Source organism: Arthrobacter sp. Leaf141 (assembly GCF_001424565.1).
GTDB lineage: Bacteria > Actinomycetota > Actinomycetes > Actinomycetales > Micrococcaceae > Arthrobacter.
Map to the genome: position 1 here is coordinate 106636 of NZ_LMOL01000004.1, position 25599 is coordinate 132234.

22 protein-coding genes are annotated in these 25599 nt (G+C 65.4%); 17 read left to right on the forward strand and 5 right to left on the reverse strand.

What is annotated here, in order from left to right; genetic code table 11:
- Window positions 1-43 precede the first annotated feature (43 nt).
- Window positions 44-1564: a sodium:solute symporter gene (locus ASF72_RS02080; RefSeq protein ID WP_056596134.1), complete on the reverse strand. Its 1521-nt coding sequence runs from the start codon at window positions 1562-1564 to the stop codon at window positions 44-46.
- A gap of 261 nt (window positions 1565-1825) precedes the next feature.
- On the opposite strand from ASF72_RS02080, the gene ASF72_RS02085 reads away from it, so the two are divergent.
- From ASF72_RS02085 to ASF72_RS02140, 12 genes are all read left to right on the forward strand, one after another.
- Window positions 1826-2401 carry a cupin domain-containing protein gene (locus ASF72_RS02085; protein ID WP_050683941.1) on the forward strand — a complete coding sequence of 192 codons (576 nt, stop codon included), beginning with the start codon at window positions 1826-1828 and terminating at the stop codon, window positions 2399-2401.
- A 61-nt stretch (window positions 2402-2462) separates the two neighbouring features.
- A complete protein-coding gene (locus ASF72_RS02090) occupies window positions 2463-3323 on the forward strand; it encodes an ABC transporter ATP-binding protein (protein WP_200933606.1) in 861 nt (286 codons plus the stop codon).
- Window positions 3320-4285 carry an ABC transporter substrate-binding protein gene (locus ASF72_RS02095; protein WP_050683940.1) on the forward strand — a complete coding sequence of 322 codons (966 nt, stop codon included), beginning with the start codon at window positions 3320-3322 and terminating at the stop codon, window positions 4283-4285. Before ASF72_RS02090 ends, ASF72_RS02095 begins: the two co-directional genes overlap by 4 nt.
- Window positions 4286-4289: 4 nt before the next feature.
- Window positions 4290-6368 carry an iron ABC transporter permease gene (locus tag ASF72_RS02100; RefSeq protein ID WP_056596137.1) on the forward strand — a complete coding sequence of 693 codons (2079 nt, stop codon included), beginning with the start codon at window positions 4290-4292 and terminating at the stop codon, window positions 6366-6368.
- Between the two features lie 188 nt (window positions 6369-6556).
- On the forward strand, window positions 6557-7621 hold the full coding sequence (gene speB, locus ASF72_RS02105; protein ID WP_050683939.1) for an agmatinase: 1065 nt from the start codon (window positions 6557-6559) through the stop codon (window positions 7619-7621).
- Between the two features lie 4 nt (window positions 7622-7625).
- Complete coding sequence (locus tag ASF72_RS02110; protein WP_235504634.1) at window positions 7626-9371, forward strand: thiamine pyrophosphate-binding protein; 1746 nt, start codon at window positions 7626-7628, stop codon at window positions 9369-9371.
- A gap of 141 nt (window positions 9372-9512) precedes the next feature.
- Window positions 9513-9986 (forward strand): MarR family winged helix-turn-helix transcriptional regulator, encoded by a 474-nt coding sequence (locus ASF72_RS02115; protein WP_050683938.1) that lies wholly within the window; start codon window positions 9513-9515, stop codon window positions 9984-9986.
- Window positions 9987-9996: 10 nt separating this feature from the next.
- Window positions 9997-11634 (forward strand): MFS transporter, encoded by a 1638-nt coding sequence (locus tag ASF72_RS02120; protein WP_327019584.1) that lies wholly within the window; start codon window positions 9997-9999, stop codon window positions 11632-11634.
- A 152-nt stretch (window positions 11635-11786) separates the two neighbouring features.
- Window positions 11787-13520, forward strand: a complete 1734-nt coding sequence (locus ASF72_RS02125; protein ID WP_056596141.1) for an ABC transporter ATP-binding protein — start codon at window positions 11787-11789, stop codon at window positions 13518-13520.
- A complete protein-coding gene (locus tag ASF72_RS02130) occupies window positions 13517-15577 on the forward strand; it encodes an ABC transporter ATP-binding protein (RefSeq protein WP_056596144.1) in 2061 nt (686 codons plus the stop codon). The genes ASF72_RS02125 and ASF72_RS02130 overlap by 4 nt, the downstream gene beginning before the upstream one ends.
- Before the next feature lie 44 nt (window positions 15578-15621).
- Complete coding sequence (locus ASF72_RS02135; RefSeq protein WP_050683935.1) at window positions 15622-16038, forward strand: acyl-CoA thioesterase; 417 nt, start codon at window positions 15622-15624, stop codon at window positions 16036-16038.
- Window positions 16039-16074: 36 nt separating this feature from the next.
- The gene (locus tag ASF72_RS02140) at window positions 16075-16305 is read left to right on the forward strand and encodes a PLDc N-terminal domain-containing protein (protein ID WP_050683934.1); all 231 of its coding nucleotides are present in this window, start codon (window positions 16075-16077) and stop codon (window positions 16303-16305) included.
- A 29-nt stretch (window positions 16306-16334) separates the two neighbouring features.
- Here the strand turns inward: ASF72_RS02140 and ASF72_RS02145 are convergent, their stop codons facing one another.
- On the reverse strand, window positions 16335-17990 hold the full coding sequence (locus ASF72_RS02145) for a sensor histidine kinase (RefSeq protein ID WP_050683933.1): 1656 nt from the start codon (window positions 17988-17990) through the stop codon (window positions 16335-16337).
- Between the two features lie 96 nt (window positions 17991-18086).
- Between ASF72_RS02145 and ASF72_RS02150 the strand changes: the two genes are divergently transcribed.
- Entirely contained in the window at window positions 18087-18854 is a 768-nt protein-coding gene (locus tag ASF72_RS02150; protein WP_197273498.1) for a response regulator transcription factor, read from the forward strand.
- On the opposite strand, the gene ASF72_RS02155 is transcribed toward ASF72_RS02150, so the two are convergent.
- On the reverse strand, window positions 18827-19237 hold the full coding sequence (locus tag ASF72_RS02155; RefSeq protein ID WP_050683931.1) for an Hpt domain-containing protein: 411 nt from the start codon (window positions 19235-19237) through the stop codon (window positions 18827-18829). The two genes, ASF72_RS02150 and ASF72_RS02155, sit on opposite strands and share 28 nt — an antisense overlap.
- A 221-nt stretch (window positions 19238-19458) precedes the next feature.
- On the opposite strand from ASF72_RS02155, the gene ASF72_RS02160 reads away from it, so the two are divergent.
- On the forward strand, window positions 19459-20697 hold the full coding sequence (locus ASF72_RS02160; RefSeq protein WP_056596147.1) for a glycoside hydrolase family 26 protein: 1239 nt from the start codon (window positions 19459-19461) through the stop codon (window positions 20695-20697).
- A gap of 139 nt (window positions 20698-20836) precedes the next feature.
- Here ASF72_RS02160 and ASF72_RS02165 read toward each other — a convergent pair whose 3' ends face one another.
- Window positions 20837-21265, reverse strand: coding sequence for a very short patch repair endonuclease (locus tag ASF72_RS02165; RefSeq protein WP_056596150.1), 429 nt, complete (start codon window positions 21263-21265; stop codon window positions 20837-20839).
- Between the two features lie 28 nt (window positions 21266-21293).
- Window positions 21294-21728: a pyridoxamine 5'-phosphate oxidase family protein gene (locus tag ASF72_RS02170; protein ID WP_050683928.1), complete on the reverse strand. Its 435-nt coding sequence runs from the start codon at window positions 21726-21728 to the stop codon at window positions 21294-21296.
- 207 nt (window positions 21729-21935) lie between these two features.
- On the opposite strand from ASF72_RS02170, the gene ASF72_RS02175 reads away from it, so the two are divergent.
- From ASF72_RS02175 to ASF72_RS20890, 3 genes are all read left to right on the forward strand, one after another.
- Window positions 21936-23663, forward strand: a complete 1728-nt coding sequence (locus ASF72_RS02175) for a purine-cytosine permease family protein (RefSeq protein ID WP_056596153.1) — start codon at window positions 21936-21938, stop codon at window positions 23661-23663.
- A gap of 245 nt (window positions 23664-23908) precedes the next feature.
- Window positions 23909-24592 (forward strand): DUF6318 family protein, encoded by a 684-nt coding sequence (locus ASF72_RS20885; protein WP_082483977.1) that lies wholly within the window; start codon window positions 23909-23911, stop codon window positions 24590-24592.
- Between the two features lie 173 nt (window positions 24593-24765).
- Complete coding sequence (locus ASF72_RS20890; protein ID WP_235504635.1) at window positions 24766-25527, forward strand: hypothetical protein; 762 nt, start codon at window positions 24766-24768, stop codon at window positions 25525-25527.
- The last annotated feature ends 72 nt before the right edge of the window (window positions 25528-25599 follow it).

Sequence of the window (25599 nt, forward strand, 5' to 3'; positions counted from 1 at the left end):
TGCTGGGAAACAAAAGGAGGTGCCGCCGTCGTGCGACCCGGTATCAGGAGGTGGTGACCGCGTCTGCGGGCGCCGGCTCGCTGTCCTGGCCGGCGACGCGCCGCTGCCAGTTCCGCATAACGTGCGGGTCCGTGGGCCTCGTGGCCAGGGACACCACAACGTAGACGACTGCCGAGGCAACCAGCCCGTAGTAGATCGGCTCGTTGGCGTAGATGCCGTCCAGTGGAGCTTTGGCGTTGATTTCCAGGACGATCATGGTGCCGAGGGTGACCACCGAGCCGACGGCCATGGAGGCGGCGGCGGCGATCCCGGTGCCGCGCTTCCACACGAGGCCGCCGAGGATGGCCACCAGGAGCCCGCCCACCAGGATGTCGTACGCGATGGTGAGGGCCGCCACCACGTCCTTGGTGACGATGGCGATCACAATGGCGATGATGCCCAGGGTCAGGACCCAGATGCGGTTGGCCCGGACATCGTGCTCCGGGTTGTCGGTGTCGTCCGTGTTGATGTCCTTGCCGAACCAGCTGGCCACAAACGGCAGGACGTCGGCGCGGGCCACTGTCGCTGCGGCGATCAGGGCGCCGGAAGCGGTGGACATCATGGCTGCCACTGCGGCGGCCAGGACCAGTCCGCCGATGCCCACAGGGAGCAGGTTCTGGGCCACTTCCGCGTAGACGTCGTCCTTGGCGGCGATTTCGATGTTGGCGAGCGCCACTCTGGCGGCCATACCGATCAGGGCGCCGGCCACGCCGTAAAGGATGCAGTAGATGCCGGCGGTGGCACCGCCCCAGCGGGCAACGGTGGGGGTCTTGGCCGTGAAGACGCGCTGCCAGATGTCCTGGCCGATCAGCAGGCCCAGGGTGTACACCACGAAGTACGTGATGATGGTCTGGACACCGATGCCGTCGATCTGGAAGAAGCTCGCATCAACGCGGCTGCGGATGCCGTCCAGGCCGCCGGCGGCGTTCAGCGTGAAGGGCAGCATCAGGAAAAAAATGCCCACGGTCTTGATGACGAACTGGACCTGGTCCGCCAGGGTGATGGACCACATGCCGCCCACGGTGGAGTAGACCAGCACAATGGCGCCGCCGACGGCGATGGCCAAGGCCCGGTCCATGCCGAACAGCACCACAAAAATGGTGGCGTAGGCGCCGGTGGACGTGGCGCACAGCATCAGCGTGTACGCCAGCATCACGATGCCGGAGGCCTGGGTGGCCTTGCTGCCGTAGCGCAGGGTCAGCATCTGCGAGACGGTGTAGATCTTCAGCTTCTGGATGATGGGGGCAAAGAGCAGGCTCAGGAGCAGGACGCCCGCGCCGATGGCCACCACCAGCCACATGCCGGAGATGCCGAACTTGTAGCCCAGTCCCACGCCGCCCACGGTGGACGCGCCGCCCAGGACCACCGCGGCCATGGTGCCGGTATAGAGGAATGGGCCGAGGCGGCGGCCGGCCACCAGGAAGTCGCTGTTGGACTTGGTGCGGGACTTGCCCCACCAGCCGAAGGCAAGCATGGCGAGTAGGTACACCACCACAATGGCGATGTTGATGACGTTTGCATCCATGTTGGCTCCTCGGAGCAGGTTGTTAAGCGGGCCGGGCGGGGAAAGCCGGGGCGCCGCTGCTGGGGGTGCGGATGAGAGCGGAGTCGCAAATATTGCCTGATAGGCAACAAGTGTTTTCAAAAGCGTAGGCTGTGACGGCCGTAACAGTCAAGGGCGCCCTGAGGCGCCGTGGCGCGCCCGCCATGGAAGCGTCACAGTGGCAGCAGGCCATTAGTATTGCTCCAGAGTGGGGCCGGGTGGCCGGCCATGAAAGGTTCGTACATGAAGGCACTGCCAGTTGAACCGAGCAACGTTCCGGTGGCCATCGGCTCGAGGATCCGGGCGGCCCGGCAGTCCCAGCGGCTCACCATCGAACAGGTGGCCGATGCCACCGGCCTGACCAAGGGCTTCCTGAGCCGGGTTGAGCGCGACCTGACCTCCCCGTCGGTGGCCTCGCTGGTCACCCTGTGCCAGGTCCTGTCGATCTCCATCGGCGAGCTTTTTGCGGCCCCCGAGACGCACCTGACCAAACGCAACGACGGGCCGCGGATTTCCTTGGGCGGCCAAGGCATCGTTGAGCGGCTCCTGACTGCCCGGTCCGAACGCCGCCTCCAGATCATCCAGGCCGTTATTGAGCCGCACGGCCGCGGCGAGTCCGAACTGTATGCCGTGGACTGCGACGTCGACGTGCTGCACGTGATCAGCGGCAGCATCCGGCTCATCCTGACCAATGAGGAATACGACCTCGATGCGGGGGACACCGTCACGTTCCCGGGCCGCGAGCCCCACACCTGGGTGAACCCCACCGACCAGCCGGTCGAGGTCCTCTGGGTGCTGGTCCCGGCGGCCAGCCGCTGAACAGGGACAACTCCGCGTAACGTGGTCGGGTGGAACCCTAAGGATAGGCTAGCCTTAGTATGTGAACCCTAAGTCCAGCCCCGCGATCCCGCACGCCTTGAAGGGCGCCGGCATCACCGTTGCCTATGGCGGCACGGATGTTGTCCACGATGCGTCGCTGACCCTGGTGCCCGGCCAGGTCACCGCCCTGGTGGGCCCCAACGGCAGCGGCAAGTCAACCCTGCTGCGCACGCTGGCCCGCCTGCAGGACCCCAGGACCGGGACGCTGACCCTGGGCGGGAGCCCCGGTGACGAAGCCGCCGACGCACTCTCCCTCTCGGCGCGCGAGTTCGCCCGCCACGTGGCCCTCCTGACCCAAAGCCGGCCCACGCCCGCCGGCCTGAGCGTCCGCGACGTTGTCGAGTTCGGCCGCTACCCGCACCGCGGCCGCTGGGGCAAGGCCGATCCGGCCGGTGCCGCCGTCGTGAATCAGTGCCTGGCCCTGACCGGCACCGGCGGAGTGGCGGACCGCGGCGTTGACCAGCTCTCCGGCGGCCAGCTGCAGCGCGTCTGGCTGGCCAGCTGCCTGGCGCAGGAAACCGGCGTGCTGCTGCTGGACGAACCCACCACCTACCTGGACCTCCGCTACCAGGTGGAACTCCTGGACCTCATCCGGGACCTCGCCGACCAGCAGGACATCGCCGTGGGCGTGGTCCTGCACGATCTTGACCAGGCCGCGGCGCTCGCCGACCGGGTCGTATTACTGAGCCAGGGGCGTGTCATTGCGTCCGGCACACCAGCCTCCGTTCTCACCTCCGCGCTTCTGAGCGGGGTTTACGGAATCCGGATCGAGGTCGACACCGATCCAAGCACCGGCCGGTTGCGCACCCGCGCCATCGGCAAGCACCACACCCGTACCGAAAGACTGGTTACATCCCCATGAAGAAGCCAATCCTGGCCTCCGCCGCTGTTGCAGCGGCGCTGGCCCTCTCCGCCTGTGGAACCACGGAACCTGCCGCCAACCCCTCGGCCTCCGGAGCCGGCATCGAGCTGACCGACGCCAGCGGCACCACCATCACCCTCGACGCCCCCGCCACCAAAGTGGTGGGCACCGAATGGAACGTCGTGGAAAACCTCGTCTCCCTCGGCGTTGACCCCGTAGGTGTTGCCGATGTCCCCGGCTACAGCGCCTGGGCCGCCGCCGTTCCCCTCGACAACGAGCCCAAGGACATCGGCACCCGCGGTGAGCCCAGCGTGGACACCGTCGCGTCCCTGGCGCCCGACCTGATCGTGGCCACCACCGACCTGCCTGCCGCCGCCGTCGAGCAGCTGCGCAAGATCGCCCCGGTCCTGCAGGTCCGCTCCGCCAACGGCGAAGGCCAGATCGCCCAGATGAACACCAACCTGGACCTGATCGCCAAGGCCACCGGCACGGAGGACAAAGCCACCGGGGTCAAGGCAGCATTCGACGACGCCGTGGCCAAGGGCCGCGAAACGCTCGCGGCCGCAGGGCTCGCCGGAGCCAAGGTCGCCTTCGCTGACGGCTACGCCCAGGGCAACCAGGTAGGCATCCGGCCCTACACCAAGGGCTCCCTGATCGGCGACGTCACCGCGGAACTGGGCCTCGACAATGCGTGGACCCTGGAAGGCGACAAGGACTATGGCCTGGCATCCACCGATGTCGAAGGCCTGACCAGCCTCAGCGACGTTGAGTTCCTCTACATCACCAACAAGGTGGACGGCGACCCGTTCGCCGACGTCCTCGGCGCCAACCCGATCTGGCAGTCCCTGCCGTTCGTCACCGCCGGCAACGTCCACCGCCTGTCCGACGGCATCTGGATGTTCGGTGGCCCGGCGTCCATGACGGCCTACGTCGATGCTGCCGTTACGGCCCTTACCAAGTGATCGCATGAGCGCCGCTGTTACCGCCGAGGCGCCCGTCCGGCGGCGCTCCGGCGGTAACGGCGCCGTGGCCGGGGTCCTGGCCGGCGCGCTGGCCCTGTGCGCAGCGCTCGCGTTGATCGACCTCACCCAGGGCACCGCGGCCGTTGGTCCGGTGGAACTCTGGAACGTGTTCCTGGGCTCGGCGGACCAGGATTCGGCAGCCGTGGTGATGGCCTCGCGGCTCCCGCGGATGCTGGCAGGCATCGTTGTGGGCCTGGCCCTGGGCGTGGCCGGCGCCGCCCTGCAGTCCATCAGCCGCAACGTCCTGGCCTCGCCGGACACCCTGGCGGTCAACGCCGGCGCCTACTTTGCCCTGGGCATCGCCTCCGTCACCGGCTTCACCCTCCCGCTGCTGGCATCCTCTGCAGTGGCTTTTGTTGGCGGCCTGGCAGCCGCCGCAGTGGTCCTGGGCCTCTCGGGGCTGGGAACCGGTGCGCTGCGGCTGGTCCTGGCCGGCAGCGCCCTGGCCCTGGGCCTCGGCTCCATGACGTCCGCCCTGCTCCTGCTGTATCCGCAGGCCACCGAAGGCCTCTACCAGTGGGGCCAGGGCAGCATCAGCCAGGGCGGCACCTCCGGCGTGGTCCAGGTGGCGCCGCTGCTGGTGATCGGCCTGGCCGGGCTGCTCCTGCTGGGCCGGCGCATGGACGCGCTGGGCCTGGGGGACGACGCCGCCAGGAGCCTGGGCGTCAACGTCCGGTCCACGCGGGTTGGTGCAGTCCTGCTCGCCGTCCTCCTGTCGGCCGCGGCCGTTACCCTGGCCGGGCCCATCGGCTTTGTGGGGCTCTGCGCACCTGCCCTGGTCCGGCCCCTGGCCAACCGAGTCCAGCGGCTGGGCCGGGCTGTTTTTTTCCTGCCCCTTGCCGGCCTGATGGGCGCCAACCTGATCCTCGCCTCGGACGTTGCGCTCCGCGCGGTGGTGGGCGCCGATGCATCGGTGCGGGTGCCCACGGGCGTCATCACCTCGCTGGTGGGGGCCGTGTTCCTGATCGTCCTGGCTTTCCGGGCCAAGGACTCCGGGTCCGTGACCCCTACGGACCACCACCCCCTGCCGCCGCGCTGGCGGTACCTGCTGACGGTTGCCGTCCTGGCTGCTGTGGCCCTGGCTGTGCTGGCAGGCTCCCTGCTGCTGGGCGATGCCAAGCTGCTGCTCGGGGATGTCCTGAACTGGCTGGCGGGGGAGAGCGGCAAAGTGGTGGGCTTTGTCCTGGATACCCGGGCGCCCCGTGTGGCCGCAGCCATGGCCGCGGGAGCGGCCCTGGCCCTGGCGGGAACGCTGATCCAGTCCATCACCCGCAACCCGCTGGCCGAACCCGGGTTGCTCGGGGTCTCCGGCGGTGCCGGACTGGCCGCCGTCCTGGTGGTCTCCACCGTTCCCCTGGTCAGCCCATGGGGAATTTCCCTGGCGGCGCTGGCCGGGGCGGCGCTCGCGGCGGCCCTGGTGTTCGGGCTGGCAGCCCGGGGCGGCTACCAGCAGAACCGGCTGGTGCTGATCGGGGTGGGCGTCTCCGCCGGCACCCAGGCCTTGGTCAGCCTCGTGATTGTGCTGACGGATCCGTTCAACGCCACCAAGGCCCTCACCTGGCTGGCCGGTTCCACCTACGGCCGCACCTTCCTGGACGTCCTTCCCCTGGCCGCCGGGCTGTTGGTCTTTGTGCCGATGACGGCGTTCCGGCACCGTGAACTGGACATCCTGAGCCTGGACGAGGACACCCCGCGGCTGCTGGGCGTCCCGCTGGCACGCGCCCGGCTGCTGTTCCTGGTGGTCAGCGTGATCCTCACGGCGCTGTCCATTGCGGCGGTGGGGGCCGTGGGGTTCGTGGGGCTGATCGCGCCGCACGCCGCCCGGGCCCTGGTGGGCCGGCGCCACACGCGGGTCCTGCCCACGGCGATCCTGCTGGGCGCCATCCTGGTGGGAGCCGCGGACGTGCTGGGCCGGACCGTCATTGCCCCCGCCCAACTGGGCGCCGGGCTGCTCACTGCCGTACTGGGCACGCCGTACTTCATCTGGCTGCTGTGGCGCTCGCGGGCCCGGCAGGCCGGCTGACGACGCCGGAAAAATCCGGCCATGGCCGGGGTGGGTGCTGCGGCACCCGCCCCGGCCATTTCCGTTTCCGGGGCTGCCGTCGTCGGACGTTTCGCCAACTTTCTGTAAACACTTGATGCCCATTAGACAACTGTGGCGTATGATGGCAATCACATCAGTCCCCAACTCCGCGAAGGAGAGCCCCTCCCATGGAAGAGCTGCGCATCGAAGCCAACGGCAACCTTGGCCCCATCGATTCATCCCGAATTCCCCGCTACGCCGGCGCCGCGACCTATGCCCGGCTGCCGCGGCTGGACCAGGTGGCCAAGGCTGATGTCACCGTTGTGGGTGTTCCCTTCGACTCCGGCGTCTCCTACCGCCCCGGTGCCCGGTTCGGCGCCAACCACGTCCGCGAGGCCAGCCGGCTGCTGCGCCCGTACAACCCGGCGTGGGACGTCAGCCCCTTCGAAAACATACAGGTGGCGGACGCCGGCGACATGGCCGTCAACCCCTTCAACATCAACGAGGCCATCGAAACGGTCCAGCAGAACGCGCTCGACCTCACCGCCGGCGGCAGCAAGCTCGTCACCCTGGGCGGGGACCACACCATCGCCCTGCCCCTGCTGCGCGCGGCTGCCGAACGCGCCGGCGGGCCCATCGCCATGCTGCACTTCGATGCGCACCTGGACACCTGGGACACCTACTTCGGCGCCGAATACACCCACGGCACCCCGTTCCGCCGCGCCGTGGAGGAAGGCATCCTGGACACGGAAGCCATCAGCCACATCGGCACCCGCGGACCCCTCTACGGCAAAAAGGACCTCGACGACGACCACCGCTTCGGCTTCGGCATCGTCACCTCTGCAGACGTCTACTACCAGGGTGTCCTGGAAACGGTGGCCAAGGTCCGCGACCGGATCGGCAACCGCCCGCTCTACATCTCGGTGGACATCGACGTCCTGGACCCCGCACACGCCCCCGGCACCGGAACACCCGAGGCCGGCGGCATCACCAGCCGGGAGCTCCTGGAAATCATCCGCGGCTTCCGCGGCATGAACCTGGTGGGCGCGGACGTTGTCGAGGTCGCCCCGGCGTACGACCACGCCGAAATCACCGGCGTGGCCGCAAGCCACGTGGCTTTCGAGCTGGTGACCCTGATGGCGGACAACGCCGTGGCCGGCAACCGGTTCGGCGCGGAATCCGGTTACGCGGCCCAGGCGCTTGGCCGCGAACCCCGCCAGCCTGCCGGCTTCGCTGCAGCCGGCAAGGAGTAAGGCAATGGCCGACGCCGGATCCACGCTTCCAGCCGCAGGTTCAACCCCCGCCGGGGTACCAGCCGCTGTGGCGGCTGACGCTGCCGGCGTGCCACCCGGTCCGGTGCGCAACGGCGGTGACCTGGTGGTGGAAACCCTCGAAGCGTTGGGCGCCAAAACCGTCTTTGGCATCCCGGGCCAGCACGCGCTGGGCCTGTTTGATGCCATGGGCCGCGGCAACCTGCACTTCGTTTCGTCCCGAGTGGAGAACAACTCGGCGTTCGCCGCCGACGGCTACTCCCGCGCCACCGGCGAGGTGGGGGTCCTGTTCCTCTCCACCGGGCCCGGCGCGCTGACGTCACTTGCCGGGCTCCAGGAGGCATACGCCACCGGAGTGCCCATGGTGGTTGTCGCCAGCCAGATTCCGTTGGAAGGGCTCGGCGCCCGCCGCAAGGGCATGCTGCACCAGCTCGATGACCAGAAGGCCTCAGCAGCCAACGTCACCAAAAGCCAGCGGCTGATCCAGCACGCGTCAGGCATCCCGTCCGCCATCCAGGATGCCTGGACCGAGGCGATCTCCTCCCCCCAGGGTCCGGTGTGGTTGGAAATCCCGCAGAACGTGCTGCTGGACCCCATCATGGTGCCGCCTGTGGAGGACGCATTGGCACTGGCAGCCGACAACCCGCCCCGCGTGGAGCTGGTCCGGGAAGCCGTTAAATGGCTGGAAGCTGCGGAACGGCCGGCCATCATCGCCGGCGGCGGGACGCGCCGCGGTCGGGCCGAGGCCACGCTGCTGTCCCTCGCCGAAAAACTGCAGGCTCCGGTGATCTGCACGCCGGGCGGCAACGGCGCCTTCCCCTGGAACCATGACTTGTCGCTGCAGTCCTGGATCGAGGACCGGCACATGACCGACGTGCTGGAGGATGCCGATGTCCTGGTGGTCATCGGCTCATCGCTGGGCGAGGTCACCTCCAACTACTTCACGTTCGCGCCGCGGGGCCGGATCATCCAGATCGACGCGGAACCCCGGGTCCTGGAGTCCAACCGGCCCGGCCTGGGCATCCGGGCGGACGCCGGCCAGGCGCTGTCCGCCCTGGACGCCGCCTTCGACGCCGGTCGGTCCGTACCGGCAAACTGGCACGGCGCAACTCCGGCGTCGGTGGTGAAGGACGCGCTGGCCAACGTGCGGGCCCGGCTCGAATCCCAGGACCTGGCCAAGGAACTGGGGTTTATGGCCGGTATCCGGGAGGCTGTCCCCGCGGACATGCAAACGTTCTGGGACATGACCATCTCCGCCTACTGGGGCTGGAGCTGCTGGGATGCGCGCGAGGGCCAGTTCCACTCCGCGCAGGGCGCGGGCGGACTGGGCTATGGCTTCCCGGCGGCAATCGGCGGCGCCGTGGGCCTGCAGACGCTGGGCCGGCCCGCACGGGTCCTGGCGGTATCCGGCGACGGCTCCTCGATGTACTCCATTTCCGAGCTGGCCACCGCCAAGCAGCACAACGTGCCGGTCACCTGGTTGATTGTCGACGACGGCGGCTACGGCATCCTGCGCGAGTACATGGTGGGTGCATTCGGCCAGGCCACGGCCACCGAGCTGGCCCGGCCGGACTTCGTCAAACTCGCCGAAGCGTTCGGCGTCCCGGCCCGGCGGGTTGCCCCCGGGGATGTGGGGGACGCGCTGAAGGCATCCTTCGCCGGGGACGGGCCCAACGTCGTTGTGGTTGAAACCCTGCTGAAGATGTTCGCCCCGACGCACCTGGGCGACTGACGCTCCCCACCACCCCCGCAGGACCCTTGCCGATGGCAGGGGTCCTGCGGCATTTCCGGGGTAGCCCACAATGATAGTTTCCCAAAGCAACCAAATTAAGATATGGTTGCTTGAGGCAAACAACTAGGGAGTAATCGAGTCATGGCTGTAGCTCCGGACACGGCAGCGGATCTGGTGTACCAGATCTTCGACCTCCAGCGGGCCGTGCGCTGCATCGCCACCGCCAACGTGCGGGGGCAGGAAACCGGCGTCGCGCTCCAGGGCGTCCTGCGATTTGTGGGGGAGGGGGAATCCCGGGCCACGCGGCTTGCCGAGCGGCTGGGCGTCAGCGCCCCGGTCCTTAGCCGGCATATCGCCGACCTCGAAGACCACGGCTTTGTGGTGCGCAGGCCGGATCCCGACGATGGGCGGGCCCAGCTTGTGGCGCTCACCCCGCAGGGGGCGGACAAGCTCCGGCACATCGAGGAGCAACGGGCAGCAGCGCTGCAGGACCTCCTGCGTGACTGGAGCGAGGAAGACGCCGGCACCACGGCCACCACCTTGCACAAACTCACACAATCACTGAAGAACTCAGCCCGGGCAACGGCGGCCGGCACCACCATCAACACCCTTTAGGAGCAGATCCATGGCAAGCCAAACTGCCACCCAGACCAAACCGGCGGGCCAGCCGCCGTCGCCTGCCGGAGCAACCGAAGCCGCGCCGGAAATGACGCACCGGCAGATCATGGAGGCCCTCACCGGCCTCCTCGCCGCGTTCTTCACCGCGATCCTCAGCAGCACCATCGTGGCCAACGCGCTGCCCACCATCATGTCCGACCTGCACGGCACCCAGACGGACTTCGCCTGGGTCATCACCGCAGCACTGCTGGCCAACGCCGCCACCACCCCCATCTGGGGCAAGCTTGCAGACCTTTTCAACAAGAAGGTCCTGGTCCAGCTCAGCATCATCATCTTCGTTGCCGGTTCCGTGATGGCCGGCCTCTCGCAGACCATTCCGCTGCTGCTGGGCGCCCGCGTCATCCAGGGTGTGGCGATGGGTGGCCTGACCGCCCTGGCGCAGGCCATCATCGGCACCATGATCCCGCCGCGCAACCGCGGCAAATACTCCGGCTACATGGGCGCCGTGATGGCCGTTGGCACCGCCGGTGGCCCGCTGCTGGGCGGATTCATCGTGGACAGCCCGCTGGGCTGGCGCTGGACCTTCTTCGTCTGCGTGCCGCTCGCCGTCGTCGCCCTGATCCTGCTGCAGGTCACCCTCAAGATCAACCACGTCCGCCGGCACGCCAGGATCGACTGGCTCGGCTCCATCCTGCTGACCTCGGGCGTCAGCCTGCTCCTGATCTGGGTTTCCTTCGCCGGCAAGGCGGACTACTACGACTGGTTCTCCTGGCAGTCGGCCCTGATGGTGGGCGGCGGCGTGCTCCTGCTGGCCCTGCTGGTCCTGGTTGAATCCAAGGTGGAACAGCCCATCATCCCGCTCAAGATCATCTCTGAGCGGACCACCGCGCTGGCCATCATCGCCTCCGTGGCTGTTGGTGTGGCAATGTTCGGCTCCTCCACCTTCTTGGGCCAGTACTTCCAGGTGGCCCGCGGTGCCACCCCCACCGAAGCCGGCCTCCTGACCCTGCCCATGATCGCGGGCAACCTGATCGGTTCCGTGGCTTCGGGCCTGCTCATCAGCCGCACCGGCAAATGGAAGGGCTTCCTGGTAGCCGGATCCATCCTCCTGATCGGCGGCCTGGGCCTGGCCGGGACCATGGACCACACCACCGAACTCTGGCACGCAGGCGTCTTCACCGCCGTCCTGGGCCTGGGCCTCGGCATGCTGATGCAGAACCTGGTCCTGGCTGTGCAGAACACCGTCCGCGCCTCGGACATCGGAACGGCAAGCGCCTCCGTGGCCTTCTTCCGCTCCGTCGGCGGCGCCATCGGCGTCTCGGTGCTGGGCGCGGTCCTGGCCAACCGGGTCAGCGAACTCGCCTCCCAGGGACTGGCCGCGGCCGGCATCCCGGTGGCCGGCGGCGGCGCCGGCAGCAGCCTGGACCTGGCCCACATGCCCGAACCGGTCCGCGAGATCATGCGGGCGGCCTACGGCGACGCCACGGCCGAGGTCTTCCTGATCTCCGCCGGCGTCACGGTGCTGGCGCTGCTCTCCGTGCTGTTCATCAAGGAGAAGCCGCTCCGCCGCACCGTGGACATCCAGCCGGATGCCACCGCCAAGGATTCGGGCACAACGCCGGAACCCGCCGCAGCAAAGCACTGACCGCACGCGGGGGTACTCCCGTCGGATGATCTTTCCCGGGGCGGTTCCGCCCCGGGAAAGAGTTTCGTAGAGTGGGAAGGCTAAGGATGTCAGCCCCGGCTGCTACTACTTAAGCCTCCTGCTTTTCACATTCTTCCTAAGGACCCGTGGGCATGCTCCTCACCCTCATACGGCGGTTTTCCAAGCCATACACGCCGTATCTTGTGGCCGTCATTGTATTCCAGCTGGCGTCCACCATGGCTGCCCTGTACCTTCCCAGCCTGAACGCCCAGATCATCGATGAGGGCGTCACCCGCGGGGACACCGACTTCATCTGGCGGACCGGCGCCGTGATGCTCGCCGTAGCCTTTGTGCAGGTTGGCACCGCCATCGCCGGCGTGTACTTCGGGTCCAAAACGGCCATGGCAATCGGCCGCGACCTGCGCCGGGCCGTGTTCCGCAAGGTCACCAGCTTCTCCGCCAAGGACGTCAGCACCTTCGGCGCGCCCACGCTGATCACCCGCGGCACCAATGACGTCCAGCAGGTCCAGATGCTGGTGCTGATGGGCCTGAACTTCATGGTGGCCACCCCCATCATGTGCATCGGCGGCATCATCATGGCATTGCGTGAGGACCTCAACCTGTCCTGGCTGGTGTGGGTCGCAGTACCGCTCCTCACAGTGGTGGTGGGCTACCTGGTGGTCCGGCTGATGCCGCTGTTCCGCTCCATGCAGAAGAAGATCGACCGGATCAACGCTGTGCTGCGCGAACAGATCATCGGTATCCGCGTGGTCCGCGCCTTCGTCCGCGAACCCTACGAAACGGAGCGCTTCGGGGCAGCCAACAAGGAGCTCACCGACGTTTCCCTGAAAATCGGCGCCTTGTTTGTGCTGATGTTCCCCGCCATCGGCATGATCCTGCACCTGTCCACCGCCGCTGTCCTGTGGTTCGGTGGCCAGCGGGTGGACTCCGGCGATATGCAGGTGGGCGCCCTCACAGCCTTCCTGCAGTACCTGCTCCAGATCCTCGTCGCGGTGATGATGGGCACGTTCATGGCCATGATGATCCCGCGCGCCTCCGTGTGCGCGGACCGCATCGGCGAGGTGCTCGATGTCGAACCCTCCATCCACGATCCCGAACGTCCGGAAGCCCCGGCAGCGCTGGAAGGTGTGGTGGAGTACCGCAACGTCACCTTCGCCTACCCCGGTGCCGAGTCGCCCGTGTTGAGCAACGTCAGCTTCACCGCCTGGCCCGGCCAGACCATCGCCATCATCGGCTCCACCGGCTCCGGCAAGAGCTCCCTGCTGTCCCTCCTGCCCCGCCTCTACGACGCCGGCGAGGGCGAGGTGCTCCTGGACGGGGTGCCCGTCAGTGCCCTGGACCGGGAGGAAATCACCAAGCGGGTGGCCCTCGTCCCGCAGCGGCCCTACCTCTTCTCCGGAACCATCGAGCACAACCTGCGCTTCGGCAAGACCGAAGCCACGGACCAGGAGCTGTGGGACGCGCTGCGCGTGGCCCAGGGCGAATCGTTTGTGCAGGAGAAAAAGAACGGGCTGGACGCCAGGATCTCCCAGGGCGGAACCAACGTTTCCGGCGGCCAGCGCCAACGGCTGTGCATCGCCCGGGCCCTGGTCACCAAACCCAGGGTCTACCTCTTTGACGATTCCTTCTCCGCACTGGACGTGGCAACGGATGCGCGGCTCCGCGCAGCCTTGAAACAGACCACCGCGGACGCCACGGTCATCATCGTCGCCCAGCGGATCTCCACCATCACCGAAGCGGACCAGATCCTGGTCCTGGACAACGGCCGGATTGTGGACCGCGGCACGCACGAGGAACTCCTGGAAACCTCACCCACCTACCAGGAAATTGTTGAATCCCAGCTGAGCGTGGAGGAAATGGCATGAGCCCCCGGAAAAAGGACTCCACCGCCGCAGACCAGGCTGCGCCGGAATCGGCCGTGACGGCCCCGGACCTGGATGACGACGATTTTGTTGAAGAGGAATTCACCCCGTCAGAGGCCGACGGGGACATGTTCGGCGGCATACCCGCCAAAAAGGCCCAGCATTTCTGGCCTTCCGCCAAGAGGCTGATGGGGCTGCTGCGCCCGGAGGCCCTTGGCATCTACCTCGTGGTGGCCCTGGTGGTGGTCGCCGTTGTCCTGAATGTCATCGCCCCCAAGATCCTGGGCCAGGCCATGGACGTGATCTTTGCCGGTGTGGTGGGCAAGCAACTGCCTGCCGGCGCCAGTAAGGACGAGTTCGTCGCGGGCCTCCGCCAGGCGGGGGATGCCAATTTCGCGGACATGGTTTCGCGGATGGAGCTGGTACCCGGGACGGGCATCAATTTCGACAAACTGACCATGCTGATCGCCATGGTCCTGCTGATGTACTTCGTGGCCAACATCTTCCTGTGGCTGCAGGGTTACGTGCTCAACGTGATCGTGATGAAGGTGATCCGCCGGCTCCGTGACGACACGGAAAAGAAGCTCAACCGGCTGCCGCTGAACTACTTCGACACCCGCCAGCGCGGCGACGTCCTCTCCCGGGTAACCAACGACGTCGACAACGTCCAGCAGGCACTCCAGCAGGCATTCGCGCAGCTGATCAACTCGCTGCTCACGGTCATCGGCATCGTCATCATGATGTTCATCGTGTCCTGGCAGCTGGCCCTGATCGCCTTGGTGGCCCTGCCCCTGTCCGGTGTGGCCGCAGGCATCATCGGCGTCCGCAGCCAGAAGCTCTTTGCCGCGCAGTGGAAAAACACCGGTGCCCTGAACGGCCAGATCGAGGAGTCCTTCTCCGGCCACGACCTGGTCCGCGTCTTCGGCCGCGACGCCGATATGCTGGCCCGCTTCGAGGAACGCAACGAAGCCCTGTACAAGGCCAGCTTCGGCGCCCAGTTCGTCTCCGGCATCATCTTCCCGGTCATGCAGTTTGTTTCCTACCTCAGCTACGTGGGCATCGCCGTGGTGGGCGGCCTCAGGGTGGCGTCCGGCTCCATGTCCCTGGGTGATGCCACCGCCTTCATCCAGTACTCCCGCGAATTCACCCAGCCGCTGGGCCAGATGGCAGGCATGGCCAACATGCTGCAGTCCGGCGTGGCCTCGGCGGAACGGGTGTTCGAGTTCCTGGACGCTGACGAGCAGGACAGCGAGACCGCCACCGAGCACCTGCCGCCAAAGACGGACGGACACGTGGACTTCAAGGACGTGACCTTCAGCTACACGGAAGACAAAAAACTCATCGAGAACCTGTCCTTCACCGCGGAGCCCGGCCATACCGTGGCCATCGTAGGTCCCACGGGCGCAGGCAAGACCACCCTGGTGAACCTGGTGATGCGCTTCTACGAGCTCAACTCCGGCGCCATCACCCTCGATGGCGTGGACATCACGCACCTCAGCCGGGCCGAGCTCCGGTCCAAGGTGGGCATGGTGCTCCAGGACGCATGGCTGTTCGGCGGCTCCATCTACGACAACATCCGCTACGGAAACCTGGACGCCACGGAGGAAGAAGTCATCGCCGCGGCCAAAGCCACGTTTGTTGACCGGTTCGTGCGGGCGCTCCCGGAGGGTTACCAAACGGTCATCGACGAGGAAGGCAACAACGTCAGTGCCGGCGAGAAGCAGCTGATCACCATTGCCCGCGCTTTTGTGGCCAACCCATCGCTGCTCATCCTCGACGAAGCCACCAGCTCCGTGGACACCCGTACCGAACTGCTGGTGCAGAAGGCCATGGCTGCGCTGCGGACGGACCGGACCAGCTTCGTTATTGCCCACCGGCTCTCCACCATCCGCGACGCCGACACCATCCTGGTGATGGAAAACGGCCGGATCGTGGAGCAGGGCAACCACAAGGTGCTGCTCGCCGCCCAGGGCGCCTACTACCGGCTGTACCAGTCGCAATTCGCAGGCTCGGACGCCGGGGAAATCCCGGTGGATGACTCGACGGCGGTCCACAGCTGAGCGCCGGCACCGCAGCCCCGGTCCGGATTGAAGTCCCGGTGCCCATGCGCTGGGGCGACATGGACGCTTACGGACACATCAACAACGTCCAGATCGTGAGGATGCTGGAGGAGGCGCGGATCGCCGCCTTCGGCCCTCCCCGGGGAGCCGGCCAGCCAGGCGTTGACCCGCAGGTTTCCCTCTTCAACGACGTCCCGGACGGCACCATGGCGCTGGTGGTTGACCACAGAATCCGTTACGTCCGGACGCTGGAGTACCGCAACATCCCCGCCGTGGTCCAGGTGTGGATCGGCGCCGTCAAGGGCGCCAGCTTTGATATCCACTACCTTGTCCTGGACCCGGTGACGGGCGAGGACTGCGTGAAGGCAAGCAGCCACCTGGCGTTTGTGGACGAGGCCACCGGCCGGGTCCAGCGACTCACTCCCGAGCAGCGGCAACGGCTGGCGCCCTACGTGCACTAGCAGCCGCACCCCCATCACATCCACTGAAGGAGCACCATGGCAAAGAAAAAGACCTGGAAAGAAATGTCGCCGGCCAGCAAGGCCGGAACCATTGTGGTGGGTGTGGCGCAGGTGGCGCTGCTCCTGGCAGCCCAACGGGACATTTCCCGCCGCCCCGCGGAACTCATCAACGGACCCAAAGCGGCCTGGCGGCTGGCCGCGTTTGTGAACTTCATCGGGCCTACCGGCTACTTCATCTTCGGCCGGAAACGGGCTGCGGGCCTCTAAGCCAGGCGGCCGCCCGTCCGGGCGCCGGGTTACACCGGTACCCGGAAGGTAAACACCGTTCCCTCACCCAGGGTGCTGTCCACGTCGATGGAACCGCCGTGGGCTTCCACGATTGCCTTGCTGATAGGCAGGCCCAGCCCGACGCCCGGAATGGCGGTGCGGCGGACGTTGCTGGTGCGGAAGAACTTCGCAAACACCTCGGATGCGTCCTCAGGGGTCATCCCCATGCCAGTGTCCGTGACCCTGCAGGCCACGTTTCCGTCCTCCTCCACGAGGCTGACCCGGACGCTGCCGCCGTCGGGCGAGTATTTGATGGCATTCGACACCAGGTTGTCCAGGACCTGTGAGATCCTGGCGCCATCCACGTGGGCTTCCAGGGTGTCCGGGACGTCCGCCGTCAGGACAATACCCGAGGCGGCGGCTTTGGGCAGGGCCGATGAGACGCTGCTGCGCACCAGCTCAGCCACGTTCACCGCATGGGGTGTGACAATCAGCTGCCCGTTGCGGCTGGCCAGCAGATCCGAGACCAGCGTGAGGAGCCGCTCCGAGTTCCGGCGGATGATATCGAGCATTTCGCGCTGTGAATCGTCCGGCTCGTCGAAGAGCAGCAGTTCAACGTATCCGAGGATGGATGTCAGCGGAGTACGGAATTCATGGGAGACGCTGGAGACGAAGTCATCCTTTGCGGTCAGCGCATTGACGAGGTCTGTGACGTCACCGAACGCAATGACGGAACCGGCAAATTTGCCGTCTTCGTCCTTCATCGCGCGGGCAGTGGTCACAAAGGCCCGCTGCGCTGCTCCCTCGCCCAGCCACACGAGGTAGTCAGTGAAGGTCTCGCCGAGGACGGCACGGCGCACCGGCCGGTCTTCCACGGGAATGAGGGTGGTCCGGTCCGCTGCGTAGACCAGGAGCTGGGACTCGTTGGGGTCTTCGATGGTGCTGGGCCGGGCCAGTTCATGGTTGGCGCGCTGCTTGCGGTTCATCAGGATGTCGTGCCCGTCGGCGTCCACGGCGAGTACGCCCAGGTGGACGGTGTCCAGGACCGTGTTGAGCAGGGCTTCCTGGCGCTGGCTGGTCCGCAGGTTGGCCTGCAAAAGCGCGTCCTTGTCCTGCAGCTCCTTTTGTTGGCGCATCATGCTGCGCGTCAGGACGCTCACGGACACACCGATACCCAGCATCATGACCGGAAGCAGCAGGGCGCGGGTCAAGCCTTGGGGCGTCACGTCGCCCTTAAGGAACAGCGGCACCCAGATGATGGCAAGGGGCGCCAGGAAGGAGAGCCAGACCGACGTTTTCGGGTAGTAGCTGGAGGCGCACAGCCAGATCACCGGGAAGACCGCCAGGAGGCTGATGCCGGTCAGGCTGTCCTGGCCGCCTTCGCGGCCCACCGCGATGGAAATGAAGTCAAGCAGCGGTATGACCAGGAAGCTGGTGTACGGCAGCCGGTCCCACGGCACCAGGTAGCAGAGGGCCATGATGAGGAGCTGGGAGATGACAAAGGAGCCGAACAGCACGTTGTCCATGGTGCCCGGGAAGAAGGCCCACACCAGGAAGACCGTCAGCAGCGTGGTGATGAACAGCGGCATCTGGCTCATGGCCACGCGGTCCGTCAGGCGGAGTTCATGGAAGGGCCGCCTAAGCCGCCAAAAGCGCCCGGCGGACCATAGCTCGCGGTCAGACATGGCGGTGGGGCTTCTGGGGCAGGAGTTGCAGGACCATACAAGCAGGATATATCCGCACCGGGCTATACTTCAGACGTTGGCTGCTGAGGGGACACTATGAGTGAAGCACGTGTGGGACTTGTCATTGAGGATGATCACGATATCCGGGAACTGGTCCGCACTGTGCTGACCCAGGCCGGCTTTGAGGTGACGGTAGCCAGCACGGGCGCAGAAGGCGTCCTGGTGGCTAAAACCCTGAACCCCGACGTGATTACACTCGACCTGGGCCTGCCCGACATCGACGGTTTCGAAGTGTCGAGGCAGATCCGTGAGTTCTCGGACGCCTACATCGTGATGCTGACGGCCCGCACCGAGGAACTCGATACTTTGATCGGCCTGGAATCCGGCGCCGATGACTACCTCACCAAGCCGTTCCGGCCCCGCGAGCTCCGGGCCCGCGTTGCTGCGATGATGCGCCGGCCCAGGTCCGCAGCGGAGGCAACGGACACGTCAGCGCCTGAGGTGTCCGCCAACAACCACGTGCGGCCCGAACGGGGCAATTTCAGCCACAACGGCCTTGACCTGAGCTACGCGTCCCGGACTGTGCTGGTGGATGGGACGGAAATGAACCTGACCCGGACGGAATTCGAACTCCTGCACGCGCTGCTGGAAGCCGGCCGGACTGTCCGGACCAAGGCGGATCTGGTGCGTCGGCTGCGGGACGAGGATTACGACGTCGGAAGTTACATCAGCGAATCCGACGAACGATCCGTGGAAGTCCACATGGGCAACCTGCGCAAAAAGCTGGGCGATTCGCCGCAAAGCCCGCGCTGGCTCCAGACTGTACGCGGTGTGGGTTACCGCCTGGCTCCCGGCGAGCACTGAGACTGTAGCCTGTGGATGGTCTGCCGGCCGCAGTGGTCGATGGGCCGCAGGAACGTCGCTGCCAGGTTTGGCAGCACCACCGCGATGTCGCCGCTCCGGGCGCCCCGCCGGATTTCGCCTTCGAGGTCCAGCGCCAGTCCTGCCAGGCGTTCCGCGCCCACCATCTGGCTGGACGTTTTGAGGCTGAGGACCGCGTCCACTGAGCCCTCGAGGTCTCCCGTGGTGAGGGCGAGCCGCAGGCGGCTTATCCGCTGGGGAAGGTATTCGATGAAGTGGCCCACAAAGACCTTGCTGTAGCCGCCGTCGTCCTCCAGCTCTTCCCGCAGCCGGTCCAGTACGGACTGGTCCACCAGTGGCCGCGGGGTGTCATCTGAGGTGCTCAAAACGGTCCTTTCCGGTGGTGATCGGCGTCGGGGAAACCAGGGAATCAACGGGGTCATTTGCTCTTCTTCAGGTTAGGTGGATGGCCTTGGCGGGTCAGGTTTTCAGCGAATAATTGTGGGTTTCTTGATAAGACTGCGGCTTTTACCCCTAATATCGAACCCAGTGCTTTCCGCACCAAAAATGGCGGCTTTTTGCTGCCGGCTGACTGGGGACAACTGCCATGATCCGATCGCTGAAAACCGTTGTTGCTGGGTTGCTTGCCGGGACGGTCCTGGTGGTGTCCGGGGTGTCCGGCATCGCGCCGGCCGCTGCGGCACCGGCTGCCCAGGTCACGCTAAGTCCGGGGTCCGGTCCTGCCGGCTCCGCGGTTACGGCGACCGGGACGGGCTTCAAAGCCTCCACCAGTGGAACCGTCACAGCGGGCGCCAGCTCATTTTCCTTCAAGACATCCGGCACAGGCTCATTCAGCACGGGGATTGTGATCCCCGCTGGAGCCACCGGCAGCCTCACAGTCACCGCCAAGACGTCGGCCACTAAAGCGTCGGCGCTGTTTGTTGTGCAGCCCGCGGTGGTGACCGAGCCGCAACCTCCTGTGATCAGCTCGGCGAAACTCCGCTTTGGTGTGGCGACTCAGGGTGGGGCCTCCGCCGGGGCGGAACTCGATGCTGTGGGCGTGCTGGCGGGGGAGAGCCCCTCCATGGTCCTGATGTACAAAGACTTCCTGCAGGCACCGCCGCTGGCCGAGCTGGATGCGGTTTCGGCCCGCGGCGCCACGGCATTGCTCACCTGGGAACCGTGGGCCTGGGGCGGCGGCGTTGAGCAGCCCGCCTTTTCCCTCGACCGGATCACCGCGGGAGATTTTGACGCCCACATCCGTGCATGGGGACAGTCGCTGGCCTCGTGGGGCAAACCGGTGATGCTGCGGTTCGCCCACGAAATGAACGGAAATTGGTACCCATGGGCTGAAGGCGTCAACAGCAATCAGGCCGGCGACTACGTGTCCGCGTGGCGGCACGTCCATGACGTGGTGGCGGCACAGGGTGCGGCGAACGTGCAATGGGTCTGGTCGCCCAACGTTCCCTACTGGGGTTCCACGGACCTTACCGGGTTGTATCCGGGAGCCGGGTACGTCGACGTTGTGGCGCTGGACGGCTACAACTGGGGGACGTCCGCCGCCTGGAGCAGTTGGGTCTCGCCGCAGGACCTGTTCAGCCCGGGTATTGCCCAGCTGCGGACGTTGGCGCCGGGCAGTCCGATACTTGTAGCGGAGACTGCAGCCAGTGAGTTGGGTGGTTCCAAAGCGGCCTGGAACAGGGACCTGGTGGCGTACCTTGCCAGTCAGCCGGACGTTATGGGTTTTGTGTGGTTCCATCTGCAGAAGGAAGCGGACTGGCGGATCAACAGCAGTGAATCGTCGGCGACTGCGCTGAAAGCCGCGCTCCTGGCTCGAAGGAGCTAGCCGGCACTCGGGGATTACTGGGATTACGGGGCTCCGGACTCTGGTTGGTGATCCCCACGCAGGACCACAAGCACCATTGTGTCCGGCACGCATCAAGAACCTGGGCGCCGGAGCCCAGGATTGGCTCAAGATTGCGGCGTCAGGTCCGGGAATCCAGGAAATTCTCCAGTGTTGACTCCAGCGCTGAGCTGTCCCTGAGCTCGCATTCCCACACTGTGAGGACATCCCAGCCCGCCTTCTGGAGTTGTTTCCGCTGCTCCGCGTCCCGCTCCCGTGTCCGGGACCGCTTGGCCGCCCAGAATTCGGCGTTGGCCTTCGGTGCGTGCTGGCCCACGCGGCAGTCGTGGAAGTGCCAGAAGCAGCCGTTGACGAAGATGACCTTGCGCCGGCCTGCGAATACAAGGTCAGGCCTGCCAGGGAGCCGGACCGACCCGGACCTCCCATGGAGACGGAACCGGTAGCCTTTGGCGTGCACCAGCCGGCGTACCAGCAACTCCGGTTTGGTGTTTTTGCCGCGGATTCTGGACATGTTCCAGCTGCGCTGCTGGGGTGTGAGCTTGTCCGACATGGCCAGTCCGTTAGGTGGTCACGGGGCTTTAGATCTCTCGTTCCGGCTGCTGGCCGAGCTGGAAATGCCTGCCGCTCACGGACGCCGGCACAATCTCGACGTAGAAGTCCTTCAGTGTTGGCACCCAGGACTGGAGGCCAAGCTCTTCCACGGGAGCCAAGTCGGCGGAGGTGTTCAGCACCCTTGCCTTGCCCCGGACCACTACGGACCAGGCTTCGTCGGAGAGGACACCGTCGGCTTCAAAAAGTACGGCGTCGTTGATGGTGAGTTGGGCGAGCTTATTGCCCGGGGCGGTCCGCAGGTAGATCTTCCTCGCGGCGGTCACGTAATTCACGGGGAAGATATCTGGTTCGCCGGCAACGGAAACCACCAGCCGCCCGTGCCTGGTGTTGTCCACCAGATGCCAGGACTGGTCGTCGGTGAGGTCCAGGACCGGATTGCCATCCTTATGTTCAAACATCATGCCCCCATTCTTCTACGACTTGTAGAAATTGGCTAGGGTTTTTGATGAAATTCGAATCCAGCGCCTGGTTGTTTTGCGGGGCCCGCAAAAGTGAGACTCCCGTCCCGGAAGTTCTTAACGCGGCCGAAACAGGCCTGTGACCAGCCCGTATCCCGCGCTGGATAACGTCGCAGCAGACCCAATCCGGCGACGAAAGCGACGCGCAATATGACCAGCGATAAACTCAATACGCAACTGCTGGAACCGGTGATGCCTCCTGGACCTTCCGGCGTCGGGCCTTCACCCGCGACTGAAACCGTAATGAACGCGGCCGCGCTGAATGCCACGAAAGAGAGCCTGGAGGACTATACGCTTCGGTTCGCGCCGCGGTCCTACCGGAAGTGGAGCGCCGGCGTGGTTGCGACCAGTGCGCTGGGCGGCATCGCCTACCTCGCCGACTTTTCCATCGGCGCCAACATCGGCATCGCCTACGGCACTGTGAACGCCATTTTTGGCATCGCGGTAGCTGCAATCATCATCTTCGCGACGGGCTTTCCGCTGGCGTACTACGCAGCGCGCTACAACATTGACCTGGACCTGATTACCCGCGGTTCCGGCTTTGGCTACTACGGCTCAGTGGTCACCAACATCATTTTCGCCACCTTCACCTTCATCTTCTTTGCGTTGGAGGGCTCGATCATGGCCCAGGGCCTTGAGTTGGGACTCGGTATTCCGCAATGGCTGGGGTACGCGGCATCCACGGTGATCATCATCCCGTTGGTGATCTATGGCATGAACACCCTGGCCAAGCTCCAGGTGTGGACCACGCCCTTGTGGCTGCTGCTGATGGTGGTGCCGGTGGGGTACCTGCTGATGTCACACCCTGAGAGCATCGACGGGTTCTTCGCGTACACCGGGGCGTCGGGCGACGGCGGGCCCAACCTGGCGTCCGTGATGCTGGCTGCCGGCGTGTGCCTGTCGCTCATGGCCCAGATCGCCGAGCAGATCGACTACCTCCGCTTTATGCCACCCAAAACCGCCGCGAACAAGGGCGCCTGGTGGCGGGCAGTGATTCTGGCCGGACCGGGCTGGGTCATCTTTGGGGCCATCAAGCAGATTGTGGGGATGTTCATTGCCATCTACCTGATTGCGTCGCTGGACCCGGCCGCGTCCGCGACAGCCAACGAGCCCGTGCACCAGTTCCTTGGTGTGTACCAGGAGATGATGCCGGCTTGGCTCGCCATGACCTTGGCTGTGGTGCTGGTGGTCATCTCGCAGATCAAGATCAACGTCACCAACGCCTACTCAGGCTCCCTCGCGTGGACCAACAGCTTCACCCGCATCACCAAGACGTACCCGGGGCGGATGGTGTTCGTGGTGGTCAACCTGCTGATCGCCCTTGTCCTGATGGAAGCCAACATGTTCAGCTTCCTCAACACCATCCTCGGGTTCTACGCGAACTGCGCCATGGCCTGGGTTGTCACCGTGGCGTCTGACATTGCCATTAACAAGTACCTGCTGAAGATCTCCCCGAAGGTGCCGGAGTTCCGCCGCGGCATGCTCTACGCCGTGAACCCGGTGGGATTTGTGTCCATGCTGGTTTCCGCCGGGGTTTCGATCGCGGTGTTCTTCGGAGCCTTCGGTACTGCCATCCAGCCGTTCTCGCCCATCTTTGCGGTGGGTTTGGCGTTGGTCCTCCCGCCTGTGCTCGCACTGGCCACGAAAGGCCGCTACTACCTACGCCGCACGGATGACGGCATCGATCTGCCCATGTTCGACGCCGACGGGAACCCCAGTGACGCCAAGCTCCTCTGCCACGTAACGGGCATCGAATTCGAACGGCCCGACATGGTGCGTTCTGCCAAAAATGCGCCCGACGGCGGCCCCCAGTACGTATCCTCGCTCGCCTTGTCGACCGACAAGACAGGGGAGCTGGTGCTACCGCCGCAAAAGTAGTGGCTTAGGCATTACCCTCAGACGACGAAAGCCGGTGCCCGTTGGGTGCCGGCTTTCGCTGGCTTGTGGTGGACTTTTCGTTGGATTGTGCTGACTGGGGTGTTTCGAACGGGCTGCGTCTAGTGCTCAATGTAGTGGTGTTTTTGGCTGTGGATAACTTTGATCACATAACTGTGACGTGGGTTACTCTTAAGGCACTATTCGGGGGGATGACGCCGTTCTTACGATTCGGGGGATTAGCGCCCATGAGATCACCAAGCGTTGTTTGGCCCCGAGGCCTGAATCCCGGAGCCCTGACTGTGCTGGTGTGCTCGCTGCTGGTTTGGTCTCTGCTGGTGCTCGCCGGATGCGACTCCGGCGGATCTCCCGGCCAGACATCGAGTGCGTCCGTTACGGCATCGGCGGGTCCAAGCGAGTCGGCAACCTTGAGTGCCACCCCTACCCCCACGGCCACCCCGTCCGGCGCCTACAAGCCCGCGGACGCGTCCGGTCCGGCCCAAAACGTCCCAGTTCCCGTGCTTCCGGAAGTGGCAAAGACCCGGACCAAGGAAGGACTAGAGGCGTTTACGAGGTACTGGTATGAAACCCTTAGCTACGCGTACGAAACGGGAGATACGGCAGAGCTAATGGCTGCAAGTGGAGAAAGTTGCCTATTCTGCCAAGGCTTGATCGAAGGGGTGTCCGCGTCATGGAGGGATGAACGATGGATATCGGGAGGAAAAATTGAGACGCCTGCCATTACGGCCACCCTTGAGACCGATTCGACTGGCTATGCAATTGTTCAAGTCATTCAGCAAGAGATTCAGATCCACAAGCCCGACGGAGGCTTGTATCAAGCGCCAACACCCTCGACTAATTCCGGTAGTCGAGTCAGCACTTCCTTCGTCAACTCAGAGTGGACCGTTGCTGAACTAAGCCTCATCAAATAGCTATGAAGTCAAAACTGATTCCAGCTGTGGTCGTGGGTTCGGCGCTTCTGCTGAGTTGCCTCGCATCTACGGCAGCGAAAGCTGATGACCCACCCATCGTCGTTGGATATGTTGAAACAGGAGTGGGAGTCGGTGCGACGAACTGGGTCGTTGATCCTGGGACTGGACTCGTTGTGCGCAGCAACTCCGGCGACGTTCCTACCAACCCCAACGAATACAAATACGAACTCCAATGCCACCTCGGTGGCGGCGACTTCGATACCCCCTGCCTTGCACGGCAAATCGACTGCACCAACGGTCCGGACGGTACGGATGGCATACCCGTAACCTGGCTGTCCCGGCCCAGAGGAGTCCCCGGCGCCGTCTGGTCCTACTACTCCGGCCCCACCTGCCTTTACGACGCCCAACCCGAGGACGTGCTGCTGCGCATCGCAGCGGACATCCAGCAACAGTTCGAGAATCTGCCAGTGAACGCCGGAACGGTCGTTGCCCAACCAAGCCCACACACACTCAGGGGTGCGGAGACGAACTTCTACGCAGAGACCACGGAACAGGCATTCGATGTAACGATGTTCGGCCAGCCGGTGCACGTGGTGGCTACTCCAGTCCAGTACACGTGGAACTACGGCGACGGTACCGTTTTCGGCCCTCAGCCATCCATGGGCGGGCCGCTCCCGCAGGACCGATGGGGCGAGGCAACCCGGACCAGTCACGCGTACATGGCCACCGGTGACTTCCAGGTTGTCCTTACCACTTCCTTCCGCGGGACGTACTCAGTGAATGCCGGCCCGGCGTTGCCCATTCCAGGCCAGGGCTTGTTCGGCGCGCCACCGCGGACCGTCAGCGTCTGGCGCTCGCTGACCAGAAACTACGCCGATGACTGCATCACAAATCCGCAGGGCCAAGGCTGCCCGGGAGTCGTCGGAACCCACTGACCCAAGGCCCGGTGCGGGCTGTGATCCCGGTCGCATCCGGAATAGCCGCTCAAGCGCGCCCGTTGGCAGAAG